Origin of the sequence: Aneurinibacillus tyrosinisolvens (assembly GCF_001015055.1) — a bacterium.
Classification (GTDB): domain Bacteria; phylum Bacillota; class Bacilli; order Aneurinibacillales; family Aneurinibacillaceae; genus Aneurinibacillus_A; species Aneurinibacillus_A tyrosinisolvens.
The window spans coordinates 105,914-128,515 of the sequence record NZ_BBWZ01000001.1; the positions used below are offsets into that span (position 1 = coordinate 105,914).

The window sequence follows — 22,602 nt, forward strand, 5'->3', positions numbered from 1 at the left end:
GTGCCTGACAGAAAAGCGGGAAGGGGGATAGCCGAATGATTGAAGTTTATTGGGGATGCCTCATTTTTGGTGCCCTTTTCGCTATTGTTGCTATTATTTTTGGTGATTTTATCGGTCATCTCTTTGGCGGACTGTTCGATTTCTTGCCAGGACACAGTGTGCATTTTATTCAGCCAACCGTAGTGGTGGGAGCGGTTACCGTTTTTGGGGGAGCAGGGATTGTACTGACGGAATATTCTTCTTTGAGTATAAGCGTGATTGTTTTGCTCTCCCTGCTGCTTGCTGTTCTGCTCTCCATCTGTATTTATTTTCTCTATGTGAAACCAATGAGAAATACCGAAAATTCAACCGGTTTCTCCATTCAGGATTTCGTCGGCCGAATCGGAGAAGTCATGACCCCGATTCCCCCCGCCGGGTATGGAGAAATTCTTGTGAAAATGGGAGCGGGGAATACACACCAAATCGCTGCGAGCTTTGACAAAGAAGCAATTGAAGCGGGAACAAGGGTTGTAATCATTGATGTAAAAGACGACACCCTTCTTGTTTCACGTTATGAGGACATGTAGAAAAGGGGAGAGGTAAATGCCTGGTTTTTTAGTAATACCAGTTGTTGTTGTTGGGGTGCTCGTCATCCTGGGCCTGGCCTTCTGGGCGCGTTATAAAACAGTAGGGCCTGACGAGGCGATGATTGTGACCGGTACATTTCTGGGAAGCAAGAATGTGCAGACAGACGAGTCGGGGAGCAGCATCAAAATCGTGCGAGGGGGAGGATCGTTTATCCTGCCGATTTTCCAGCAGGCGGAATTTATTTCATTGCTTTCTCACAAGCTCGATATTTCAACGCCGGAAGTCTATACGGAGCAGGGGGTTCCGGTTATGGCAGACGGGGTAGCCATTATTAAAATCGGTGGTACGACGGAAGATGTTGCCACTGCTGCCGAGCAATTTATGGGAAAACCAATCGAGGCCCTGAAAGGAGAGGCGCAGGAAGTGCTGGAAGGCCATCTGCGCGCGATTCTCGGCTCAATGACAGTGGAGGAAGTATACCGCAACCGCGACCGATTCGCCCAGGAAGTGCAGGGGGTTGCTGCTAAGGATTTGCGCAAGATGGGCCTTGCGATCGTTTCTTTTACGATTAAAGATGTGAGGGATAAGCACGGGTACCTTGATGCACTCGGGAAACCAAGAATTGCTGCCGTGAAGCGTGATGCGGATATCGCGGAAGCCGAAGCGATTCGCGACTCGCGGATTAAGAAGGCCCTCGCAGAAGAAGAAGGGCAGAAGGCGGAACTGCTGCGGGATACAAACATCGCCGAGGCAACAAAAGGAAAGGAATTGAAAGTAGCTTCCTTTAAACGGGAACAGGACATGGCGAAAGCGGAAGCAGACCAGGCGTATTTTATTCAGGAAGCGCGGTCGAAGCAGTCAGTAGTGGAAGAACAAATGCAGGTTGAACTTGTCCGTAAGGAAAGGGAAATCGACTTGGAAGAAAAGGAGATTCTTCGCCGCGAGAAGCAGTATGATGCAGAAGTGAAGAAGAAAGCGGATGCCGATCGCTATGCGGTTGAACAGGCTGCGGAGGCGGAAAAAGCAAAACGGATGCGGGAAGCAGATGCGCAGAAATACAAGATTGAAGCGGAAGCAAAAGCGATGGCGGAGCAGAAGCGGCTTGACGGGCTGGCGATTGCGGAAGCCGAGCGCGCAAAAGGTACGGCGGAAGCAGAAGTTATCCGGCTGCGCGGGCTGGCGGAAGCGGAGGCAAAAGAGAAACTGGCGGAAGCGTTCCAGAAATTCGGCGAAGCTGCGGTTCTCGACATCATCGTGAAAATGCTGCCTGAGCTGGCCGGCAAGATTGCAGAGCCGCTCGGAGGCATCGATAAATTAACTGTGGTTGATACCGGAAAAGGGGAAGGAGCGGCCCGTGTGAGCAATTATGTGACTTCCCTCATGGCAACAGCGCCGCAGATGGTGAAGGATGTCTCTGGAATCGATCTGGAGCAGTTGATTAAAGGACTAACCAGAAATAAGGTACAGCCGGGTGCGCCTGCCCTGCAGCCCATACCGAATTCTGGTGCGGTGGAAGAAATCAAAGAATAGAAAAAAGGAAGCCAGATGTTCCTTTTACGGATTACCTGGCTTCTTTTTTTTTATTTTTTTACCCAGTCACCATTGCTGTCTTTCTCGTATTTATGCTTAACAGCACTCCAGGCTACTTTGAACGCGGTCTCTTCCTCCTTATACTCTTCCAGCGCCGAATTAAATGCTTCCTTGAAAATCTCCTGTGCGTGCGATGGCAGGTGGTCCTTCACACTATCCGGTAAATCGTTCGTTGATTTATAGGGCATTTCTACACTTCCTTTCTTTAATAAAGAAAGATACCCTGTTTCCGGGCTGTTAAAAACATAAGTCAAATAAGTTATATCCTGCTATAATGACAGGGACGTGTACAGCATAGAAGGGATACGAACAATGAAAACTGATTATGACCAGCAAATGCAGGATTTCCTTGCGAAAGCCAAGAACCTGGGCATTAAAGTAACGCTCCATTCACAGGAAGCAAGCCGGTTGTTTGAAAAGCCGGACAGAGAATCCCAGAGGGTATCGCAGGAGTTGAAGGTAAAGCTTTTTACACATACCGACACAGACGGAGTGAGCTGCGGAGTTTTGGGAAAGCTTGCCTTTAAGGACAATATTGATATTGATTACTGCAGCTATGAAGATATCAATGAGAAAGTAGGCAAGCTTATCGACGGATATGTGGAGAAGTACGATAAAATTTTTATTACCGATTTGTCGGTGAACGAGGAAATGGCCAGTGCGATTGAGAAGAAGCCGCAATACATAAAGGATAAGTTTACCCTGCTTGATCACCATATAACAGCCGAATGGCTGAATGACTACGAGTGGGCAGATGTAAAAGTTAGCGAGAATGGAGTAGCAGCCAGCGGAACCAGCCTGTTTTATGAGTTTCTGCAAAAGGAAGGACGTCTTGGGAATCAGACCGGTATCGCTGATTATGTGGAACTGGTGCGCCAGTATGATACATGGGAATGGAAAGAAAAAGAGAATTACCATGCTAAACAGTTAAATGATCTCTTTTATATTCTCGGACGCGAACGCTTTGTTGCGCGCTTTATTGCTGATTGTTCCCCGAATTTTACAGAAGCGGAACAACTGCTGCTGGATATTGAGCAGGAGAAGATAGACCGATATATTAAAGCGCGGTCTAAGGATGTTATGGTACGCCCAATAAATGAGTACACAGTAGGGATCGTATACGCGGAACAGTACATATCAGAATTAGGCAACGCCCTTGCGGAAAGCTACCGGCAGGTCGATTTTATTGCGATTGTGAACATGTCACGATCGATAAGCTACCGCACAGTGAAGGATAATATTAACGTTGGAGAAATAGCTGCTTTTTTCGGCGGAGGCGGCCATCAGAAAGCAGCCGGCAGCCCAATTCTCCGTGAAATAAAAGAGAGGGTTGCCGAGATGGTATTTTCCGTTCCTGTAGCTTAAAGGCTAACTTTCATCTGTGAAATAACCAGGGAATACTGAATGACATGTGTTAAGGATGTCGTTTGGTATTCTCTTTTTATTCAATCGATCCAGGAGGTGAACAAAGGGGCCCAGGATATTTCCAGGTCTGTGACCGAACCAGGTGCTTTTAAGGTGAAATCGCGAAAAAAATCGTTGCTGATCTTCAAGCGCATAAACGTGGCTATCCTGTAAATGTGTATCCTGATTATTCGGACATTATGGGGCATGCTGGTTCGATTTGGATTGATCCTTCCAGCAATATCAGATATGGTGGTGCTGATCCGCGTGGAGACGGTGCTGCAGTCGGATATTAATTTTCACACGATGTCCGAACGAAGTTTCTAGAGCAGATAAACCGTCCGAGATTAACTTTTGGGCGGTTTTTTTATAAATCCCATCCGTGTATACTTCCGATAGGATCCATTAATTGGTTAATGCCTTTTCCATTGTATAAATGTTAAAAACTTACACCAAAAGACCGATATAAAAATAAGTATCGAAATAAACCACGGAGGTAATTGCACGATTAATGGAAATTCACGTTTCAAATGGAACCTTAACTATATTTATTACTTTGGTTATCCTGAGCCTGCTGGGAGCAGTTCAAACCGCTTCTATTTTTAATAGAAAGCAATTAAAAAATCGAGAATTACTAGCTCAGCTTAACAAGGAATTGTTTCAGAGTAAACAGCAGATCCAGAACATTTTCGACAACTTGGATATAGCCATTTGGTGGTATGATGGAAAATTGAAAAAAATTCCGTTTATCTCACAAGGGCTGGGGAAAATTACGGGGTATCCGTCCGAAATGTTTACCGATCAAAACTCATGGAAAGATATCATTCATCCTGATGATGTCCCCATTTTTGAAACATTGTCAGCGAATTTACGGCGAGGAATACCGGATATTAGCGAATACCGGATACTTCATGCGAACGGTAAAATTCGGTGGGTTCAAAACAGGATCTTACCGACCATGGACAAAGTTCATAATATGACCCGGCTTGATGGTATCGTTGTTGATATCACATCGCAAAAAATAATCGAGAAAGCGCTGGCCGAAGGTGAGGAACGCTATCGCAGATTGGTGGAACTCTCTCCCGTGGCTATTTCTCTTTATAGAAATGATAAATTTATTTATGTCAATCCTGCCGGGATGAATGTAGTAGGGGCGGAGCGCCCCGAAGACATTATCGGAACAGCCCTTTTGGATTGGATCCATCCAGACGATAAAAATTTAGCAAGAGACTTAATAGAAAATACTATGCTTAACGGGTATTCCTCTCCTGTGGAATATAAAATCTTTCGTTTGAATGGCGAAGTGGTGGATGTGTCAGTAACATCTATTTATGATTCCCAATCCTCCCTGGTAGAGCTTGTGTTTGAAGATATCACGGCCCGGAAGCAAGCAAAACGGGCCTTATTAGAAAGTGAAGAACGTTATCGCCGTCTGGTTGAATTATCTCCGGAAGCGATTGTCCTTCACTGTGATTATAAATTTAATTATGTCAATCCCGCCGGCATTGCGTTATTCGGCGCGTCAAGCCTAGGCGACATGATCGGCGGTTCTTATTTAGATACTGTCCATCCCGATTATAAAGAAGAAACCGCTCTATGCCTGGCCGGGGTATATGAGATGCAGTGTACGACTTCCATTGTCGAACAAAAGCTAGTACGCTTCGACGGCACAAACATCGACGTTGAAGTAATATCCACTCCTATTCCCTATATGGGGAAAAATGCAGGACTAACCTTGCTTCGTGATGTTACCGATCGAAAAAAAGCAGAAGAAGAGAGAAAATTTATGGAGCAAATCATTCGCGAAACCGCAGATCGGTATTTCCTCTTACAGACAAGTCTGGACCGGTTTTCGCACGACCTCTTTGGTGTTATGAAAGTATCTGAATTGGAGCGGCGACTGGTCAAAGAAGTTCAGGACGTTTTGAAGGCCGTTAACGTAAGCCTGCTTGAAGTACACCGAAACAATGATGTAGCAATAAAAAGCGGCAGTTATGACATACCGGAAAAATTACTGGAAGATGTCGTAATACGTAATCCCAGGCAGCTTCCAATATGTGAAATCATTGATACACCAGACGGTTATTTTTTAAAGATTGGCGAAATCAGAGGAAAAAGCTATTTGCTTTGTATCGGTGAAAAACTACCATCCTTAATGTTTACTTCCAAAAGAGTGTGGCTTAAAACGATTACCCGTTATGTGAGTGTTCTGTACGATAACTTCCGATTAATCGAGGACTTAACGAAGGAGCTTGAACAGATTGCTTCCGGCCAGGTAGCGCCTTCATGGCTTCTGCGGCTTTTGTTTACTTTGTCGGAAAACGAGAGAAAACATCTATCCCAGGATTTGCATGATGCTGCGCTTCAAGAGCAAATTATCTGGTATCGTAAGCTTGATCAACTCTCAAGGGATCGCTCCGTTCCCCAGTATCTCCGGGAACAGCTTCAACACATTACGCAAGGACTATTAGATGTGATTTATCAAATACGTATCACATGTAATGAATTAAGGCCGCCTATGTTGAAAGAAGAAGGACTCGTATCCTCCCTTGAGGCATTATTTGAATTTACACAGATGAGCACCAATTATTGTATCGAATTCAATGCTTCCGATTTCTACCATACTTTACATGACGATTTGTTAATTGGATTGTATCGCATTGTACAGGAGCTTTTGGCCAATGCAACTAAACATTCAAACGCAAGCCGGGTCCATATTACACTGTCCAGTCATCCTCACCAGCTCCAATTAATCTATGAAGATAATGGAGTGGGCGTGGATGCAAGCAAAATGGAAGACTCCTTTAACAGTATGGGAGTGTATGGAATGAAGGAACGGGTTCGCAGTATGGACGGGGAAATTGAGTTCCATTCATCACCAAACAAAGGATTGGCCGTTTTTATTTCAATTCCCATTCTTTCAGACAGAACAGAAATCATAAAGTGATCCGAGGTAATTTAATTATGATTCGAATTTTATTAGTTGATGATCATCCTTCTGTTATGGAAGGCACAAAAATGTTACTTGAACAAGAAGAGGATATAAAAGTTTTCCTGGCGTACTCCGGTAAGGAAGCTTTGGAGATGTCGAAAGCACAACAGTTTGATGTCATGTTGTTTGATTTGCATATGCCGGACATTAACGGGGTAGACCTTGCCAAACAAGTGTTAAGCATTGTTCCCGATGCTATCATATTAATCTACACTGGATTTGAATTTAAAAACCATTTTAACTTAATGATTGAAGCGGGTATATCCGGATTTATATTAAAAACTGCAAACAAGGAACAACTCGTAATGGCAGTTCGCTGTGCCCTGTTAGGCGAAGTCATCTTGCCGCTATCCCTGGTAAAACAACTGAGAAGGACAACCGTCCACATATCTGAAGCAAAAAGCGGCGTTGAAACTCAGGCAATTAGTAACAAGGAACATGAAATATTGAAAGAAATAGCAAAAGGAAAAAGTAATAAGGAAATTGCCGAGACAGTAATCATGAGTCAACGTTCATTGGAGTATTGTCTTACTAACCTTTTTCAAAAGCTAAATGTAAAATCCCGGATTGAAGCGGCAATAAAGGCAAAAGAAATGGGTTTGTTGACGGATACAGACTTTAGCCAATTGCTATCCTAAAAGGTTATCCAATACACTGTGATACGGTTTTTTTCGACAAAAACCGACAGCGTTTTGCAAAATACCGCAAAATTTTTGCGTGGCTACGCAAATTATTTTCGGTTACCATAATCCTTTTCCGAATTATGATTATGTTAGTTCAATAAAACTATATAGCCGGGGGAAATAGGGAATACCTGAAGAAAAATTAGGGGTATTTGCTTAAGATTTTAAAGCTGCAGCAAGAAGGAGAGAGTTATGAAAAGAATATATTCATTAGAATTTAAACACAATGTTATTATACAAGCACTAGAAACAGAGACATTTGGAACGGTGGCCAGGAGATTTCAATTGAGCTCTCTTACAGTATCTAGATGGGTTCGTGAATATAGACAGGGCAAACATGAATTATTGCATGCAAACGCAGCAGGAAAACCCCCAGAAGGTGATCTGCGTGGTTAACGAAGACTTTAACGAACGAATAAATAAATGTTCAAACCTTAATGAATTAATGGCAGAGATAAAAATTATTGGGAGAATTATCTCTGGGATTGATAATATTGATGAATGTCTTGAACTCATTGATAGGTTGAATATTTCTCAGGCTCGAATGATGAGCCTTCTGAATCAACAGAAACCTTCTACTGGGTAAAGAAGCGGTGTTCCTTCATAATGCTTATCCACTTTTCAATAGAAGGATGGGTGAGTTTATCCCTGTGTACGACCATAAAAACCGTTCTTTTAGGCGGCTTCATCCCCTCTTTTATTTTAATTTCCGTCAGCGTTCCCTCGACCAGTTCTTTCTGCACAGCAGACTTAATCATAAACCCTGCCCCCATGCCTTTCTGCAGAAAAGAGAGGATAAGCGGCACATTATCAATGTGAAGGTGGGGTAGGAAATCCAGAGGGAGAAGTTCGGTAATCCACTCGTGAAACGGGCTTCCCCAGTTAATATGGAGCAGGGGAATATCCGAAAGCTGCCCCTTCGAGATTTCCCCAAGCAGCGCCGCTTCATGTTCCGGATGGGCGACAAGAAGGATTTCTTCTTCATAAAAAGGAATGACGTCAAAACCCGGAAGGTTTGCCGGAAGATAAACAAACCCAAGCTGGACAACACCATCCGAAAGGTGCTGGTTAACGTCCCACGAATGGCCTGTTTTCGCAATGAGAGCATGTTCCGGGTGAAGATGGTAGAAGTCTTCTAGCACGGGGCCGAGAAGATACCGCCAAATTGAATCCGTGGCGCCGATGGATAATTGATCCTCGTATTTTTCAATCGATTTGATTTTCAACAGGCTCTCTTCACTGAGCAGGAGAATGCGCTCCGCATACGGGAGCAAAGCGCGTCCGGTCGATGTAATTTCTACCTTGCGGTTATCCCTCACAAAGAGCGGGCTTCCGACTGTTCTTTCCAATCCTTGAATGCGGGCAGATACTGTAGACTGGACAAGGTGAAGGGCTTCCGCTGTTTTAGAAAAGTTCTTATACTGGGCAAGTGTAACGAAAGCCCGCAGCTGCTCAATATCCATCATTGCGTTTCTCCTTATCTTTTCTATCGGATTCTCCGATTGTTACCATCAATATAATTCGTTATACAAATAACTCTTTCTCCTTTATTGTAATGAATAGGAAAAATAAAGCAAAGGAGAATTTTACTCTATGAAGGTTTGGAGAAACTCGCCGGAAACCATTCGGATTTTATTTGTGAGTTCTTTCTTAATGAACATTGGTTTCTATGCGTTAATTCCGTATTTAACGCTTTACCTGACAGGGGATTTTGCCTGGTCCATGGCGATGGCCGGTATTTTGCTTGGGATCCGGCAGTTTTCCCAGCAGGGCTTTTCTTTCCTTGGCGGGCTGGTAGCCGATCGGATTGGCTGTAAGGAGACACTTGTTGCAGGGGTGCTGGTCCGTGCTGCGGGGTTTTTGAGCTTTGCTTTTTGCCACAGTATATGGCAGTTTGTCATTGCCGCTATTTTATCAGGCTTGGCGGGGCGCTGTTTGAACCTGCTTTTCAGGCAGCATTTGCCCGTCTCACGCCGGAAGAAGGGCGCCAGGAGATCTTTGCTTTCCGGAGCGTTGTGATCAATATGGGAATTATTTTTTCTACGCTCATCGGAAGCCTTTTATCCGGGGTCGATTTTTTTTACCTGTCTCTTCTTTCCGGTATTTTGTTTGTCCTTGTAGCGGTGCTTGTGTGGATAGGGCTTCCCCGGATAAAAATAGGAGTGACAGGCAAGAGCTGGATGCAGGACATTCATACGATTGTAAAAGATACTCCGTTTATTACTTATACGATTATTTTAATTGGGTACTATTACTTGTATATGCAGCTGTTTCTAACCATCCCACGCATTGTGGAAGAAATCACCGGGGGGCGGGGCGGGGTTGCACTCATTTACGCAACGATTTCGATAACGGTTATTGTTTTCCAGCTTAAAGTCACAAGCCTGCTCCAGCCTGTTTCCCATCGTTTCTCCCTGATCGGTTTTGGTTCGCTGTTTATGGGAATCGGTCTCCTTCTGCTGGGATTTGTTACAACCACGACGGGAATTATAGCAGCCGGCATTCTTTTTTCACTGGGCACGATGATAACAGGCCCTGCTGTACTGGACATTGTTACGGTGCTGGCCCCTAAAGAACTCATCGGCTCTTATTACGGGTTCAACGCCTTTTCTCTTGCCATTGGAGGAGCGCTCAGTACAGGGCTTGGGGGATGGCTTTATGATGCAGGCTTACGCATCCAGTGGCCGCTCCTTCCGTGGGTGTCCTGTTTTATTGTTTCGCTGCTTGTATGCTGGCGCATGTATAGGCTTGATATAAGGACCGGGCTTTATGCGCAGGTTAATGAATAAAAACAGTAAGAAAAACATCGCGGGCATGCCGCTCGTCCTTTCCCCTTCTGGAAGCTGGACGGCCGCTTAGTCTCACGCCGGGCGGACCGGCAAAACATCTGGGTATCTCAATGATGGAGACAATTGCCGGTCTTTTTCGCCCTATGTTCGACACGCTCCACAGGGGGGAAAGAAAAGAGCCGTCATCGCCCCCGATGTTTTTCTTTGACTTTGGGACCGCACGGTCCTATGATAGTAATTTCCTTTAACACTTTAAAGCAATATATACTTTCTTTAACAGCAAAAAAAGGACGCAGCTTATGCGTCCTTTTCCAGTTCCGCTATTACGGAGTGCTTATTACTTTTACCTGTACGTCCTGCCGTCCCCACTTTAACGCTTCTTTTTCCGTGGAGAACGCCAGATCGATGTGATTTCCTGTAATGGAGCCGCCGGTGTCCTCAGCCCGGCACGTCCCGTATCCTTCCACCCACAGTACGCTTCCAAGCGGGATGTAGTCCGGATCTACGGCTACAATACCGGGGCGCACTTTGGTTCCTGATCTGGTAGTACCGGGTCCCGTGTAACCTGAAGCATTGGCGGTAAACTCGGTTCCTGTCCTCACAGGAGAGCGGGATTCACCCCGGGACGTCTTTTTCGTACGCTGTACCGCCTTCGCGCGTGACGATTTCTTCTTGGAAGCGATTGCAAGTAAGCTGCTTTCTCGTTGTTCTTCTTGCACAAGACCGAGCGGCACTAGTTCTTTTGCTGAGACTTCTCCGGTTTGCGATAAAGCCAGGGGTTCAAGTGTGTCTCTGTGCTTCAGAAAAACGATGTCATCTTTCTTAGCATTATGAGGAGTTTCAGCAAGAGAACTAAAAACATAAGCGAGAAGAAATAAACCAACGACTGAGAGACCTAAAAAAAGTGGACGGGTATGTACCTTGAAAGCCTTTTCCTGGTTGAATAAAGAGTAGTAATCGTTCTTTGGCATGGACGACCTCCTTCAGGATTATGGGTTTCATACGGAGAGTATAACACAGACTAGTGAAAAAGTCACACTCCATTATACATAGGTATGCAGTTAGAATGCGACTTATGACAGAAAAAGTAAATGATTACAAAAAGGAGGAGAAAGAATGGCGAACATAATTGTGCTTGATCCTGGGCACGGAGGAGTGGATCCCGGGGCAATAGGAAACGGAATACAGGAGAAAGATTTGACGCTGGGCATAGCACTGCGGACGGCTGCTTTCCTGCGCGGATATGGAGCGGACGTCCGCCTTACGCGGACAGCGGACAGGGTGTTCAGCAACGATAAGCGGGCCGATTTGCATGCGCGCGTTTCCTTTGCGAACAATATAAATGCGAGTTATTTCATTTCCCTTCATATCAATTCGGGTGGGGGCACCGGATTTGAAAGTTATATTGCAGAAAGGGGAGCAAGTGAGGAGACGGGGCGGAGGCGGGAAATTGTTCACCGGCAGGTGAAGGCTGTGTTTACAGGAGAAGGGCTGCCGGATAGAGGAATGAAGGCAGCGAATTTCGCTGTGCTGCGGGAGACGCGCATGCCGTCCGTGCTTCTCGAATATGGGTTTATTGATAAGGAAAAAGACGCTTCCTTACTCAAGGACGCTTTGTTTCTGGACAGGCTTGCCCGGGCAACAGCCGAGGGAATTGCTCGCGCAATTGGAGTCAATTTTTTTAAAAAATAAGCCGTCACATTTCGCGTTTGTTTGAGCGGCACAACATTTGGTATAATAATGGATAGGGCAATACCAGATTCATTCTGGCCAATAACAGCAAGGAAGCGATAATATGAATAAATCACCTGAAAATACACGGGTAGTTGTTGGAATGTCTGGCGGAGTCGATTCCTCCGTTGCAGCCCTGCTGCTTAAGCAGCAAGGGTATGATGTCATCGGTATATTCATGAAGAATTGGGATGATACAGACGAATTCGGCCACTGCACAGCGGAAGAAGATTATGAGGATGTCAGACGCGTCTCCGGACAAATTGGCATTCCTTACTATACAGTCAATTTCGAGAAACAATATTGGGATAAAGTGTTCACTTACTTCCTCGATGAATATAAGAAAGGCCGTACACCAAATCCTGACGTAATGTGCAATAAGGAAATCAAGTTCAAAGCGTTCCTGGAGCGTGCGCTCGATCTTGGCGCTGATTACCTTGCGACCGGGCATTATGCACGCGTGGATTATCATGAGGAGCAATACCGTCTCCTGCGTGGAGCCGATCCGAAAAAGGACCAAAGCTATTTCCTTAACCGGCTGAACCAGTATCAGCTCTCGAAAACGATGTTCCCGCTCGGACACCTGCCGAAGACGAAAGTGCGGGAAATCGCGCTTGAAGCGGGACTTGCAACGGCGAAGAAGAAGGACAGTACCGGGGTTTGCTTTATTGGTGAGCGCAACTTCAAAGAATTCCTCCAGAATTATTTGCCGGCAAATCCGGGAGAGATGCGGACACTGGACGGAGAGGTAAAGGGACGGCACGATGGTTTGATGTACTATACGCTCGGACAGCGCCAGGGACTGGGTATTGGCGGCGGCTCGGGTACGGGAGAACCGTGGTTTGTTGTCAGTAAAGATTTGGAGAACAACATTCTGTATGTGGCCCAGGGAACGGACCATGACAGCCTGTATACGGACAGCCTGGTCGCAACTGATTTGCACTGGATTAGTGAGAAGGAGCATCCGTCTACTTTTACGTGCATGGCTAAGTTCAGGTACCGCCAGCCGGACCAGGGGGTAACGGTCCATACGAGAGGCGACGGCACATGTGAGGTTGTTTTCGATGAACCACAGCGCGCCATTACACCGGGCCAGGCTGTCGTTTTCTATAAAGGCGATGAATGCCTCGGCGGGGCAACCATTGATAAAGCAGTGAAGAAAAACAAAGCACAGGAAATCCTCGTATAAAGGCAAGAAAAAAGAAAGTTCAATCCACTTGCCTTTCCCTTCCGCGAGGAAGGGGGTACTGTCCGCTCCACCTCCCTGCGAGCAGCGCCCACCAAACATCTGGGTAGCTCGGGGCGGGAGACAATGGTGGGCTTCTTCTGCTCTCCGGGAGGTTCCGCTAGGTCAGGAAGGCCGGTCTGCGTGGACTGCCCTTCCTTTTGTTTGTTTATATGTTGCTGTGCGTGTCACATAAGGGACGGGGAGGTTTCGGCCGTTTCCGTGATCAGATTGCGGAGCACCATTTGCAGGATCCCACCATTCCTGTAATACGAAATCTCCACATCGCTATCAAGGCGGACAATGCACGGAAATTCAAACTGCGTGCCATCTGTGCGCGTTGCCCGAACGGTAATCTCCTGGCGGGGCTTTACATCGTCGGTTAACCCGGCAATGTCAAATGTTTCATCCCCCTGAATTCCGAGGGTTTCCGCATTCATTCCTTCCTGGAATTGCAATGGAAGCACGCCCATGCCCACAAGGTTGCTGCGATGGATTCTTTCATAGTTCTCCGCAATGACGGCCTTTACTCCGAGAAGAAGCGTGCCTTTTGCCGCCCAGTCACGGGAGCTGCCTGTTCCGTACTCCTTGCCTGCAATAATAAGCAGGGGTGTACCGGAGTGCTGATACTTCATCGACGCATCATAGATCGGCATGACTTCACCGGTGGGGAAGTAAGTGGTAACTCCGCCCTCTGTACCCGGGGCGAGCTGGTTGCGAATGCGGATATTGGCGAACGTACCACGCATCATTACCTCATGATTCCCGCGCCTGGCCCCGAAGGAGTTGAAGTTTTTGACCTCCACGCCTTTTTCTTGCAGGAATTTCCCGGCGGGCCCTTCCGGTTTAATTGCCCCGGCAGGTGAGATATGATCGGTTGTTACAGAATCCCCGAGAAGAGCAAGGAGGCGGGCGCCGCGAATTTCTTTGATCGGAGCCGTTTCTCTTGAGAAATCGGTGAAGAAAGGCGGCTCCTGAATATAGGTGGACTCGCGGTCCCATTCATAGCTTTCATTGTGAGGGAAGGGGAGCTCATTCCACTGCTCATTCGATTCCAGGACATTTTCGTACCTTTTCCGGTAAACGTCCGGGCCGATTGTTTTGTCAATGATATCCCGGATTTCTTCTGAACCTGGCCAGATGTCGCGGAGATATACCGGTTGTCCATTCTCACCGTGACCGAGCGGTTCCTCATACAAATCAATATCCACAGTACCCGCCAGGGAATAGGCAACGACAAGCGGGGGCGAAGCTAAATAATTTAATTTCACAAGCGGGTGGATCCGGCCTTCGAAATTTCGGTTTCCGCTGAGCACAGAGGCAACGGTCATGTTGTTTGCCGCCACAGCATCTGTAACCTCAGGAATAAGCGGGCCGCCATTGCCAATGCAGGTCGCGCAGCCGTAGCCTACAACATGGAAGCCTAATTTATCCAGGTAAGGGGTAAGGCCGGCATCATTTAAATATTCCGTAACGACCCGGGAGCCGGGGGCAAGGCTTACTTTTACGTTTGGATTGCGCTTTAGCCCCCGTTCTACCGCTTTCTTCGCAAGCAATCCTGCTCCTACCATTACGAAAGGATTGGATGTATTGGTACAGCTCGTAATGGCGGCCATCACGACGGAACCGGCTTTCAACGGGGCGACCGTTCCGTCTTTATGCGTAACTTCCACCGTCTTCTCCACCTCTTCGTCCGAGAGGCCTGTTCCGCCCTTCGCAACCGGTGTGCGAACCATCGCCCGGAAGTCTTGTTTCATATCGGTTAAATTAATTCGATCCTGCGGGCGCTTGGGTCCGGCAAGAGTAGGCGTAACGGTTGCCAGATCGAGCGTGATAATATCGGAAAACTCGGGTTCCGGCGCTTCAGGAGTGCGATACAGCCCCTGGGCTTTTGTGTATTTTTCAATGAGCGAAATCAGCTCCTCTGACCGGCCTGTTTTTCGTAGATACTTGATCGTTTTGTCATCGATCGGGAAAAATCCGGTCGTCGCACCGTATTCGGGAGCCATGTTGGCGATGGTGGCTCTGTCTTCCAGTGTGATCGAATCAATACCCGGACCGAAATACTCGACAAACTGGCCGACCACGCCTTTTTTGCGGAGGATGTTCGTAACGGTTAAGGCAAGATCCGTTGCGGTGGACCCTTCAGGCAGCTCGCCAATCATTTTGAACCCGACTACGCGCGGTGTAAGGGAATAGAGCGGCTGTCCGAGCATGGCCGCCTCTGCCTCAATGCCGCCTACACCCCATCCGAGCACGCCGAGCCCGTTAATCATCGTTGTATGGGAATCCGTTCCCACCAGAGAGTCAGGAAACAATTCAATCCCGTCTTCGACTTTCTTCTGGCGGACAACCGTCGCCAGGTGCTCCAGATTAACCTGGTGGATAATGCCGACAGAAGGAGGGACGGCGCGGAAATTAGTAAATGCTTTCGTCGCCCATCGCAGGAATGTGTAACGCTCTGTGTTCCTTTCAAACTCGCGCTCGATATTATAGCGAAGGGCATCCTCCGAACCGAACTGGTCAACCTGTATGGAGTGGTCAATCACAAGCTCAACCGGGATGAGCGGGTTGATTTTTTTTGGGTTCATTCCCATATCGTTTACGGCCTGCCGCATGGCGGCTAAATCCACCACTGCAGGGACGCCGGTGAAATCCTGAAGAATTACGCGTGCCGGCATAAAAGGGATTTCCTGGACGTCTTCTGGCTCCGGATTTGGATTCCAGTTTGCAAGGCGCCGTACATATTCTTCTGTGACCATTTTTCCATCCATTTTGCGCAGCACAGCTTCCAGCAGAACTTTTATCGAGAAGGGAAGCCTGGCTACGCAGCCGATTCCGTGCTCTTCCAGTGTCTGCAGGCGGTAATAATATTGCCCTTCATCAAGGCGGGTACGGCACAGCTGCGGTAAAGTCTGTTTGACTGTCATACGAATAAAACCTCCGTTTGCCTTAGGTTTGCAGCCTTAGTATGTGCGATTTACTATGGGATATGAATAAAAAGGGAAAAGAGCCGTATAATCGGCCGTGCTTTTTTTATCCTAAAGGAATGAAAAGAAATTTAAGCTGACAGGAGGAAGTGCTATGGTGAACGGTGAAAATGGGAACGCCCCGGGCAAAGGGAAAGAGAGGGAGAAAATGATGTTTATCGAAGATGTGGCTGAAGGGATGGACCGCATGCTGGACGACGGGGGCGGCGTAGTCGATGAATCGGTAACGTACGAAACGCCTGTGCTCAGGAACTTACTTGTTGAAGATGACGAAAAATAGCCGTGATGGCTGGAGCAAATGATTTCAGAGAGGCTGTATGTACCCTGGGCCTAATGTGATATAATGAAACGGGAGAGGAGGATAATCGATGAATATAACGGTTATCAGTACTGTTGTTGGTTTACTAATGGCGACGTTTATGTTTTTCATTCGTATGCGTGCTTCTAAAAAGCCGGCATCCTTAAAAAAAATCATTTTACCTCCTTTTTTTATGAGTACCGGTTTTCTCATGTTTTTATTTCCGGGAGTGCAGGTGCATATAAAATACGCGATAGCGGCCTTTTTTGTTGGAGCTTTACTCTCCTATCCGTTAATCGCAACTTCGAAATTTCAAATTGTAGGCGATGACATATATTTAAAACGATCCAAAGCCTTTGTTTTTATTCTGCTTGGCCTGGTCGTATTGAGAGTAGCTCTAAAATCTTACATTGGCATGTATATCAACGTGCTGGAAACAGGCGGCCTCTTCTTTATTCTAGCGTTCGGAATGATTGTTCCGTGGCGCATCGCGATGTATTTTAGTTATATGAAACTGCAGCGTAATTTGAACGAGGACAGCATTTTAACATAAAATAGAAGAAGTGTGTTGGTGAACATGTCGTTTCACAACGCACTTTTTTATTTTTTAAATTTCGACAAAGAATATTGACAAAAGACTGAAAACTACGTAATATGTAATCATTCAGTCACACATCTGATGACCTGATGGGAGAATAGAATACTGATGAAAGCGTTGCCACAGTTTAAGGTAAAAAAGACGTATGAAGAAGTAGCGGATTATTTACGGGAGCAAATTGTTACCGGTGTATATAATCCAGGCGAACGACTTCCTTCTCTGCGCGAACTGGGTGAGGCTTTAGGCGTTGGCCAATCTACCGTTCGGGAAGCGATCAGTTCCCTTAAAACGATAGGCCTGGTCACGATTAGGCAGGGGGAGGGCACGTTTGTCAGCCGCCATAATCCTGAAGAACTGCTTTCTGCCTTTGAAGCGATCCGTCCGATGACAAAGCAGGACATCGTTGAACTTCTTGAAGTTCGTAAAATTATTGAAACGGGAACGGTGCGCCTGGCTGCCGAGCGCCGGACAGAGGAAGAGATGGCTCAGCTGGCTGAGGCGCTCAGTGAAATGAAGGAAGCGCTTGCTAAGGGCGAATTGGGGGATCTGGCGGATTGGAAATTTCATTATGCGGTCGCCCAGGCATCACATAACGAAATCCTTAAATCCGTTATGCTGTCCATTTCCGAAACAATGGAACGTTCGCTGCATGCCAGCCGGTTAACGCTGTATGAAACGAGCGGCAACCCTGAAAGCCTTTACAAGGAGCATGTGGATATTTACCAGGCGATTTGTTCTCAGAATACAAGCCGCGCAGCGGAAGCGATGCTGTACCATCTTGTAGGCGTGGAGAAAAAGATGCTTACTTAATTTTTTTTTCAGGAAAACATCAGATCACCTGAATAATACCGGGTTTTCGCCTTACAGGCTGACCATATATAACTACTGAGTAAAAGAGGTGTATGTAATGCAAACATGGACACAAGTGTACGATCCGCTAGGCAGTTTATGGCTATCCGCTATAGTAGCACTCATTCCGATTGCTTTCTTTTTCCTTGCCCTAACGGTTCTTCGTATGAAAGGCCATACCGCGGGGGTAATCACTGTTCTTCTCTCTCTCGCAGTTGCAGTTATTTTCTACAAAATGCCGATCAGCATGGCGCTGGCGGCGACAGGATATGGTTTTGCCTACGGTCTGTGGCCCATTGCCTGGATTATCGTAACCGCTGTATTCCTTTATAAGATTACAGTAAAAACAGGCCAGTTTGATATTATTCGTGCGTCTGTTGTTTCGATTACAGAAGATCAGCGCTTGCAGATGATTCTTGTCGGTTTTTCTTTTGGCGCGTTCCTCGAAGGAGCTGCCGGGTTCGGTGCTCCGGTAGCGATTACATCAGCCCTGCTTGTAGGATTAGGCTTCAATCCGCTCTATGCGGCGGGCCTTTGCTTAATCGCCAATACAGCTCCGGTAGCATTCGGAGCCATGGGGATTCCGATCATAGTTTCGGGGCAGGTAACGGGAATCGATCCGCATCATATCGGACAGATGGCAGGGCGCCAGCTTCCTTTACTGTCACTCATTGTTCCGTTCTGGCTCGTCTTCATTATGGACGGCGTTCGCGGCATTCGTGAAACATGGCCGGCGGTTCTGGTGGCCGGCGGAGCATTTGCCATTACGCAGTTCTTTACAGCTAATTATCTTGGACCTGAACTGCCGGATATTACGTCTGCACTTGTAAGCCTTATTTGTTTGGCCCTTTTCCTTAAAGTATGGCAGCCTAAGCGTATTTTCCGTTTTGAGCAGGAAACAACCGGACACCGCGAAGCAGCTGCTGCAGTAGAGGCAACCCGTTTTACAGGCGGACAGATTTTCAAAGCATGGTCACCTTTTATCGTTCTTACAATTATGGTAACCATTTGGAGCGTGAAACCGTTTAAAGATTTATTCGGCAAAACCGGTTCTCTTTCATCGCTCGTGTACAATATTCACGTACCATTCCTTGACAAGCTTGTGATTAAGGCACAGCCTATCGTAAACAAGCCTACTCCGTATGATGCGGTGCTTAAGTTAGATTTTGTTTCTGCAACGGGAACAGCCATTCTCATTGCGGCTATTATTAGTATGGTTATTCTTAAAATGAGTGCGAAAGACGGCGTAAAGACATTCAGGGAAACATTGTTCGAGCTTAAAATGCCAATCTTCTCGATTGCAATGGTACTTGGTTTTGCCTTTATCGCCAACTATTCCGGCCTGTCTTCTACACTTGGGCTTGCCCTGGCGGCAACGGGTGGATTGTTCCCATTCTTCTCGCCGTTCCTTGGCTGGCTCGGGGTGTTCCTGACAGGATCCGATACATCAAGCAATGCGTTGTTCTCTAACCTGCAGAACGTAACGGCACAGCAAATCGGTGTGAAAGAAACACTGCTTGTTGCCGCGAATACAACAGGCGGGGTTACAGGGAAAATGATTTCTCCTCAGTCGATTGCGGTTGCCTGCGCAGCCGTAGGGCTGGCAGGAAAGGAATCTGATCTGTTCCGCTTTACGGTCAAACATAGCTTGTTGTTTGCTACTGTTGTCGGGCTTATTACGTACATTCAGGCCTACCACCTAAGCTGGATGATTCCGTAACACCCAAAGCAGCCTTACCAAATTAAACATGTTCCTTGCAGCATTAGGGAGAGGTCATCGTGCAGTTTGCGGTGGTTCTCCCTCTTGCCGTTTACAACTACTATTTACCAGGAGGATAACATCATGAAAGTTTCTTTATTTATCACCTGTTTATCGGATGCCATTTATCCCCGTGTGGGCGAAGCGATGGCAAAATTGCTGGCCCGGCACGGTGTAAAGCTGCATTTCCCTGAAACACAAACGTGCTGCGGACAACCGGCCTTTAACAGCGGCTACTGGGATGAAGCCAGAGCCAGCGCGCAAACGCTGCTTGATGCTTTTGAAGACAGTGACTTTGTCGTGTCTCCTTCCGGTTCCTGCACAAGCATGATCCACCACTATTACCCGGATTTATTTAAAGATGATCCAGTTATGCTGGACAGGGTCCGCCGGTTTACTGAAAAAACATACGAATTTTCTCAGTTTCTTGTTAATGTTCTCGGTGTAACAGATATCGGGGCTTCGTTTCCGCACAAAGTCACGTACCATCCGTCCTGCCACGGCAGCCGCCTGCTCGGAATTAAGGATGAGCCGCGTGCCCTTCTCGCCAACATAAAGGGGCTTAAGTTTGTCGACCTGCCTTATGCGGAAGACTGCTGCGGGTTCGGCGGAACGTTTGCCGTGAAAATGGCCGACATCTCCGGCGCGATGGTAGAGGAAAAGGTGAACCATGTTCTCGAAACAGAAGCAGAAGTGCTCGTGGGAATGGATATGGGCTGCCTGATGAATATTTCCGGGCGCCTCCACTATGAAGGAAAGCCAGTGCGCGTGATGCATATTGCTGAGCTGCTGTATGAAGGAGTGAAACAGAGCGTATGAGTACATTTAACCCTACCACTACATTGAAAGAACGGGCTGAAATTTCCCTGAATGACGCCTTTTTGCGCAACGCCGTTAAATATACAACAGAAAAGCTGCGTACGGCCAAAAAGCTTGCTTCAGAAGAACAGGGGAATTGGGAAGAATGGCGCGAGAGAGCCCGCCAGATTCGCCTGCATACGATCGCAAACCTTGACTATTATCTTGCCCAGTTTATTGAAAATGCAAGGGCTGCCGGTGTCCATATTCATTTTGCTTCCACTGCGGAAGAAGCAGTAGAAATTACCATGAAAATCGCTGAAGCCAAGGGCGCCAAATCCGTTGTTAAATCGAAATCCATGGTGTCGGAAGAAATCCATATTAACCATACGCTTGAAGGAAAAGGAATAGAAACGGTGGAGAGCGACCTGGGCGAATACATTATCCAGCTGGCCGGGGAAACACCTTCCCACATCATTATTCCTGCCATTCATAAAAATAAGCAGCAGGTCGCTGACTTGTTTTCCGCGGAAGCGGGGGAAACGCTTCCGCCTGAAACGCAAGTTCTTGCCGGTTTTGCGCGTGCAAAGCTGCGCGAGAAATTCCTTGAGGCGGATATCGGAATGACCGGGTGTAATTTTGCGATTGCTGAAACCGGGTCCATGGTGCTGTTTTCTAATGAAGGAAATGCCCGTATGGTGAGCACGGTTCCCAAAACGCAAATTACGTACATGGGAATGGAGCGGATTATCCCTTCTCTGGACGATCTTGAAGTGATGGCAACGATGCTGCCGCGTTCTGCAACCGGGCAGAAGCTTACCGTATATATGTCCACGATTACAGGACCGCAGCGCACGGAAGACTCAGACGGACCGGAAGAGATGCATATTATTATTCTTGATAACGGGCGTTCCTCCCAGCTTGGCGATCCTGAATTCCAGGAAGTGCTGAACTGCATCCGCTGTGGCGCGTGCTTGAACGCATGTCCGGTATACCGCCATGTCGGCGGGCATACGTACGGATGGGTATACAGCGGTCCGATCGGTGCCGTGCTTACGCCAAGGCTCAATCAGGACGTGGAAAAATGGGGCGATGTTGCTTATGCATCCAGTCTGTGCGGGGCATGCCACGAAGCGTGCCCGGTAAAAATCCCGCTCCACGATATGCTCGTATATATCCGCCGCCAGAAAGTGGAGGAAGGCTATACGCCGAAATCTGAAAGAATGGCGTTTAAAGGATTTAAATATCTTATGTCTGACTACCGGCGTTTTAAACGTTCCATGAATCTTGGCAAGCTGGGACAAAAGGTCATTGTGCAGGATGGCGTCATCAAATCGAAACTTGGTCCGTTGAAGGGCTGGAACTCGTACCGCCATGCACCGAAGCTGGCGGATCAGTCATTCCGCGATTCCTGGAAGGCGCTCGATCATGATCTGAGCCGTGAAGTTGCCGAGATGGATCCGGAAGTTATGAAGCGCATGAAGGAGATTATGAAAAACCGGGGGGAGGAAAAGCGATGAATAAAAACAGCACAGACATCATCCGCCAGTTAGATGAACAAGCCGCAAAAAAGGAAGCGGATTTTCTTGACCATATTGCCAGCCGCTTGCAGCGCTCCCGCGTAACAAAAGCGCCGGATCATCCGTTCCGGGGGGCTCCTGCGTTCTGGAATTCCTATGAGCTGGATGGAGAGAAGCGGGTTGAATTGTTTATGGCGAATTGGAAGAACCTTGGAGGAGCGGTTGAGCGATTCCCAACCAAGGATGCGCTGCGATTGTATATTGCGGAATTTGCCCGGACGATGCAGGCCAAATATATGGTTCGGTTTGAACACCCGTTATTAGAAGAAATCGGGCTTGAGCCACACCTGCCCGGCGTAGAGATCACGGTTTGGAATAAAGATACGGATGAGAATTTAATGGCGAAGGCGGCAGGGGCTGATATTGGAATCGCCGTCGTAGATTATGGGATTGCCCATACCGGTACAGTCGTTGCTGTATCAGGGGAAAAGCAAGGGCGCTCTGTGAGCCTTCTGCCTACCGTTTTTATTGCCATTGTGCGGTCACACGATATAAAAACACGCATGGGGGAAGTTATGACGGATTTAGAGAAGCGATTTGGCCATAAGCTTCCGGCCGGGATTCATTTTATTACCGGCCCGAGCCGTTCCTCCGATATTGAAAATGATTTGACCATCGGTGTGCATGGACCCGGAATCGTGCATGCTCTTATATTGGATTAAGAAAAAGTGCCGAAGCGGTTTATAACTGCTCCGGCATTTTTTATACCTTGCAGCACATACTATGGTTGAGTGCTTTTACAAAATACG

21 protein-coding genes and 1 pseudogene are annotated in these 22,602 nt (G+C 47.2%); 17 read left to right on the forward strand and 5 right to left on the reverse strand.

Going from position 1 to position 22,602, the window contains the following annotated elements:
* Positions 1 to 35: 35 nt before the first annotated feature.
* Together MBEAL2_RS00495 and floT are read left to right on the forward strand one after the other, a co-directional pair.
* Positions 36 to 566 (forward strand): NfeD family protein, encoded by a 531-nt coding sequence (locus tag MBEAL2_RS00495; RefSeq protein WP_047150378.1) that lies wholly within the window; start codon positions 36 to 38, stop codon positions 564 to 566.
* Positions 567 to 582: 16 nt separating this feature from the next.
* Positions 583 to 2,097 carry a flotillin lipid rafts scaffold protein FloT gene (floT, locus tag MBEAL2_RS00500; protein WP_047150379.1) on the forward strand — a complete coding sequence of 505 codons (1,515 nt, stop codon included), beginning with the start codon at positions 583 to 585 and terminating at the stop codon, positions 2,095 to 2,097.
* A 50-nt stretch (positions 2,098 to 2,147) separates the two neighbouring features.
* Here the strand turns inward: floT and MBEAL2_RS00505 are convergent, their stop codons facing one another.
* The gene (locus MBEAL2_RS00505; RefSeq protein ID WP_047150634.1) at positions 2,148 to 2,345 is read right to left on the reverse strand and encodes a ChaB family protein; all 198 of its coding nucleotides are present in this window, start codon (positions 2,343 to 2,345) and stop codon (positions 2,148 to 2,150) included.
* Positions 2,346 to 2,469: 124 nt separating this feature from the next.
* On the opposite strand from MBEAL2_RS00505, the gene MBEAL2_RS00510 reads away from it, so the two are divergent.
* From MBEAL2_RS00510 to MBEAL2_RS00530, 5 genes are all read left to right on the forward strand, one after another.
* A complete protein-coding gene (locus tag MBEAL2_RS00510) occupies positions 2,470 to 3,522 on the forward strand; it encodes a DHH family phosphoesterase (RefSeq protein WP_052947334.1) in 1,053 nt (350 codons plus the stop codon).
* Between the two features lie 550 nt (positions 3,523 to 4,072).
* Positions 4,073 to 6,508, forward strand: coding sequence for a sensor histidine kinase (locus MBEAL2_RS00515; protein ID WP_082129674.1), 2,436 nt, complete (start codon positions 4,073 to 4,075; stop codon positions 6,506 to 6,508).
* Positions 6,509 to 6,525: 17 nt separating this feature from the next.
* A complete protein-coding gene (locus MBEAL2_RS00520) occupies positions 6,526 to 7,191 on the forward strand; it encodes a response regulator transcription factor (RefSeq protein ID WP_047150380.1) in 666 nt (221 codons plus the stop codon).
* A 237-nt stretch (positions 7,192 to 7,428) separates the two neighbouring features.
* Complete coding sequence (locus MBEAL2_RS00525; RefSeq protein ID WP_047150381.1) at positions 7,429 to 7,632, forward strand: helix-turn-helix domain-containing protein; 204 nt, start codon at positions 7,429 to 7,431, stop codon at positions 7,630 to 7,632.
* Positions 7,625 to 7,822 (forward strand): hypothetical protein, encoded by a 198-nt coding sequence (locus MBEAL2_RS00530; RefSeq protein WP_047150382.1) that lies wholly within the window; start codon positions 7,625 to 7,627, stop codon positions 7,820 to 7,822. Before MBEAL2_RS00525 ends, MBEAL2_RS00530 begins: the two co-directional genes overlap by 8 nt.
* Here the strand turns inward: MBEAL2_RS00530 and MBEAL2_RS00535 are convergent.
* Positions 7,812 to 8,702, reverse strand: coding sequence for a LysR family transcriptional regulator (locus MBEAL2_RS00535; protein ID WP_236692648.1), 891 nt, complete (start codon positions 8,700 to 8,702; stop codon positions 7,812 to 7,814). The two genes, MBEAL2_RS00530 and MBEAL2_RS00535, sit on opposite strands and share 11 nt — an antisense overlap.
* A gap of 187 nt (positions 8,703 to 8,889) precedes the next feature.
* Here MBEAL2_RS00535 and MBEAL2_RS00540 point away from each other — a divergent pair.
* Positions 8,890 to 10,025 (forward strand): annotated as a pseudogene (locus MBEAL2_RS00540) (MFS transporter).
* Here the strand turns inward: MBEAL2_RS00540 and MBEAL2_RS31515 are convergent.
* The gene (locus MBEAL2_RS31515; RefSeq protein WP_161798142.1) at positions 10,015 to 10,179 is read right to left on the reverse strand and encodes a hypothetical protein; all 165 of its coding nucleotides are present in this window, start codon (positions 10,177 to 10,179) and stop codon (positions 10,015 to 10,017) included. The pseudogene MBEAL2_RS00540 and the gene MBEAL2_RS31515 overlap by 11 nt on opposite strands.
* Before the next feature lie 169 nt (positions 10,180 to 10,348).
* Positions 10,349 to 10,996 carry a 3D domain-containing protein gene (locus tag MBEAL2_RS28720; RefSeq protein WP_052947335.1) on the reverse strand — a complete coding sequence of 216 codons (648 nt, stop codon included), beginning with the start codon at positions 10,994 to 10,996 and terminating at the stop codon, positions 10,349 to 10,351.
* Between the two features lie 145 nt (positions 10,997 to 11,141).
* On the opposite strand from MBEAL2_RS28720, the gene MBEAL2_RS00550 reads away from it, so the two are divergent.
* Together MBEAL2_RS00550 and mnmA are read left to right on the forward strand one after the other, a co-directional pair.
* Complete coding sequence (locus MBEAL2_RS00550; protein WP_047150383.1) at positions 11,142 to 11,717, forward strand: N-acetylmuramoyl-L-alanine amidase family protein; 576 nt, start codon at positions 11,142 to 11,144, stop codon at positions 11,715 to 11,717.
* A 103-nt stretch (positions 11,718 to 11,820) separates the two neighbouring features.
* Complete coding sequence (gene mnmA / locus MBEAL2_RS00555) at positions 11,821 to 12,945, forward strand: tRNA 2-thiouridine(34) synthase MnmA (RefSeq protein WP_047150384.1); 1,125 nt, start codon at positions 11,821 to 11,823, stop codon at positions 12,943 to 12,945.
* A 224-nt stretch (positions 12,946 to 13,169) separates the two neighbouring features.
* On the opposite strand, the gene acnA is transcribed toward mnmA, so the two are convergent.
* Positions 13,170 to 15,911, reverse strand: coding sequence for an aconitate hydratase AcnA (gene acnA / locus MBEAL2_RS00560; protein ID WP_047150385.1), 2,742 nt, complete (start codon positions 15,909 to 15,911; stop codon positions 13,170 to 13,172).
* A gap of 154 nt (positions 15,912 to 16,065) precedes the next feature.
* Between acnA and MBEAL2_RS00565 the strand changes: the two genes are divergently transcribed.
* The 7 genes from MBEAL2_RS00565 (at position 16,066) to MBEAL2_RS00595 (ending at position 22,515) form a co-directional block, all read left to right on the forward strand.
* Positions 16,066 to 16,251 (forward strand): hypothetical protein, encoded by a 186-nt coding sequence (locus MBEAL2_RS00565; RefSeq protein ID WP_047150386.1) that lies wholly within the window; start codon positions 16,066 to 16,068, stop codon positions 16,249 to 16,251.
* Positions 16,252 to 16,339: 88 nt separating this feature from the next.
* On the forward strand, positions 16,340 to 16,822 hold the full coding sequence (locus MBEAL2_RS00570; protein ID WP_047150387.1) for a CcdC family protein: 483 nt from the start codon (positions 16,340 to 16,342) through the stop codon (positions 16,820 to 16,822).
* Positions 16,823 to 16,975: 153 nt separating this feature from the next.
* Positions 16,976 to 17,677 carry a FadR/GntR family transcriptional regulator gene (locus MBEAL2_RS00575; protein ID WP_047150388.1) on the forward strand — a complete coding sequence of 234 codons (702 nt, stop codon included), beginning with the start codon at positions 16,976 to 16,978 and terminating at the stop codon, positions 17,675 to 17,677.
* Between the two features lie 97 nt (positions 17,678 to 17,774).
* Entirely contained in the window at positions 17,775 to 19,436 is a 1,662-nt protein-coding gene (gene lldP / locus MBEAL2_RS00580) for an L-lactate permease (RefSeq protein ID WP_047150389.1), read from the forward strand.
* Between the two features lie 123 nt (positions 19,437 to 19,559).
* Entirely contained in the window at positions 19,560 to 20,294 is a 735-nt protein-coding gene (locus MBEAL2_RS00585; RefSeq protein WP_047150390.1) for a (Fe-S)-binding protein, read from the forward strand.
* Positions 20,291 to 21,793: a LutB/LldF family L-lactate oxidation iron-sulfur protein gene (locus MBEAL2_RS00590; protein WP_047150391.1), complete on the forward strand. Its 1,503-nt coding sequence runs from the start codon at positions 20,291 to 20,293 to the stop codon at positions 21,791 to 21,793. The genes MBEAL2_RS00585 and MBEAL2_RS00590 overlap by 4 nt, the downstream gene beginning before the upstream one ends.
* Positions 21,790 to 22,515, forward strand: a complete 726-nt coding sequence (locus MBEAL2_RS00595; protein ID WP_047150392.1) for a LutC/YkgG family protein — start codon at positions 21,790 to 21,792, stop codon at positions 22,513 to 22,515. Before MBEAL2_RS00590 ends, MBEAL2_RS00595 begins: the two co-directional genes overlap by 4 nt.
* Positions 22,516 to 22,602 lie beyond the last annotated feature (87 nt).

Excerpts from the sequence above, each read along its gene's own strand:
- MBEAL2_RS00495 (WP_047150378.1), top strand. The coding sequence starts at position 36 with ATGATTGAAGTTTATTGGGGATGCCTCATTTTTGGTGCCCTTTTCGCT.
- floT (WP_047150379.1), top strand. The coding sequence starts at position 583 with ATGCCTGGTTTTTTAGTAATACCAGTTGTTGTTGTTGGGGTGCTCGTC.
- MBEAL2_RS00505 (WP_047150634.1), bottom strand. The coding sequence starts at position 2,345 with ATGCCCTATAAATCAACGAACGATTTACCGGATAGTGTGAAGGACCAC.
- MBEAL2_RS00510 (WP_052947334.1), top strand. The coding sequence starts at position 2,470 with ATGAAAACTGATTATGACCAGCAAATGCAGGATTTCCTTGCGAAAGCC.
- MBEAL2_RS00515 (WP_082129674.1), top strand. The coding sequence starts at position 4,073 with ATGGAAATTCACGTTTCAAATGGAACCTTAACTATATTTATTACTTTG.
- MBEAL2_RS00520 (WP_047150380.1), top strand. The coding sequence starts at position 6,526 with ATGATTCGAATTTTATTAGTTGATGATCATCCTTCTGTTATGGAAGGC.
- MBEAL2_RS00525 (WP_047150381.1), top strand. The coding sequence starts at position 7,429 with ATGAAAAGAATATATTCATTAGAATTTAAACACAATGTTATTATACAA.
- MBEAL2_RS00535 (WP_236692648.1), bottom strand. The coding sequence starts at position 8,702 with ATGATGGATATTGAGCAGCTGCGGGCTTTCGTTACACTTGCCCAGTAT.
- MBEAL2_RS28720 (WP_052947335.1), bottom strand. The coding sequence starts at position 10,996 with ATGCCAAAGAACGATTACTACTCTTTATTCAACCAGGAAAAGGCTTTC.
- MBEAL2_RS00550 (WP_047150383.1), top strand. The coding sequence starts at position 11,142 with ATGGCGAACATAATTGTGCTTGATCCTGGGCACGGAGGAGTGGATCCC.
- mnmA (WP_047150384.1), top strand. The coding sequence starts at position 11,821 with ATGAATAAATCACCTGAAAATACACGGGTAGTTGTTGGAATGTCTGGC.
- acnA (WP_047150385.1), bottom strand. The coding sequence starts at position 15,911 with ATGACAGTCAAACAGACTTTACCGCAGCTGTGCCGTACCCGCCTTGAT.
- MBEAL2_RS00565 (WP_047150386.1), top strand. The coding sequence starts at position 16,066 with ATGGTGAACGGTGAAAATGGGAACGCCCCGGGCAAAGGGAAAGAGAGG.
- MBEAL2_RS00570 (WP_047150387.1), top strand. The coding sequence starts at position 16,340 with ATGAATATAACGGTTATCAGTACTGTTGTTGGTTTACTAATGGCGACG.
- MBEAL2_RS00575 (WP_047150388.1), top strand. The coding sequence starts at position 16,976 with ATGAAAGCGTTGCCACAGTTTAAGGTAAAAAAGACGTATGAAGAAGTA.
- lldP (WP_047150389.1), top strand. The coding sequence starts at position 17,775 with ATGCAAACATGGACACAAGTGTACGATCCGCTAGGCAGTTTATGGCTA.
- MBEAL2_RS00585 (WP_047150390.1), top strand. The coding sequence starts at position 19,560 with ATGAAAGTTTCTTTATTTATCACCTGTTTATCGGATGCCATTTATCCC.
- MBEAL2_RS00590 (WP_047150391.1), top strand. The coding sequence starts at position 20,291 with ATGAGTACATTTAACCCTACCACTACATTGAAAGAACGGGCTGAAATT.
- MBEAL2_RS00595 (WP_047150392.1), top strand. The coding sequence starts at position 21,790 with ATGAATAAAAACAGCACAGACATCATCCGCCAGTTAGATGAACAAGCC.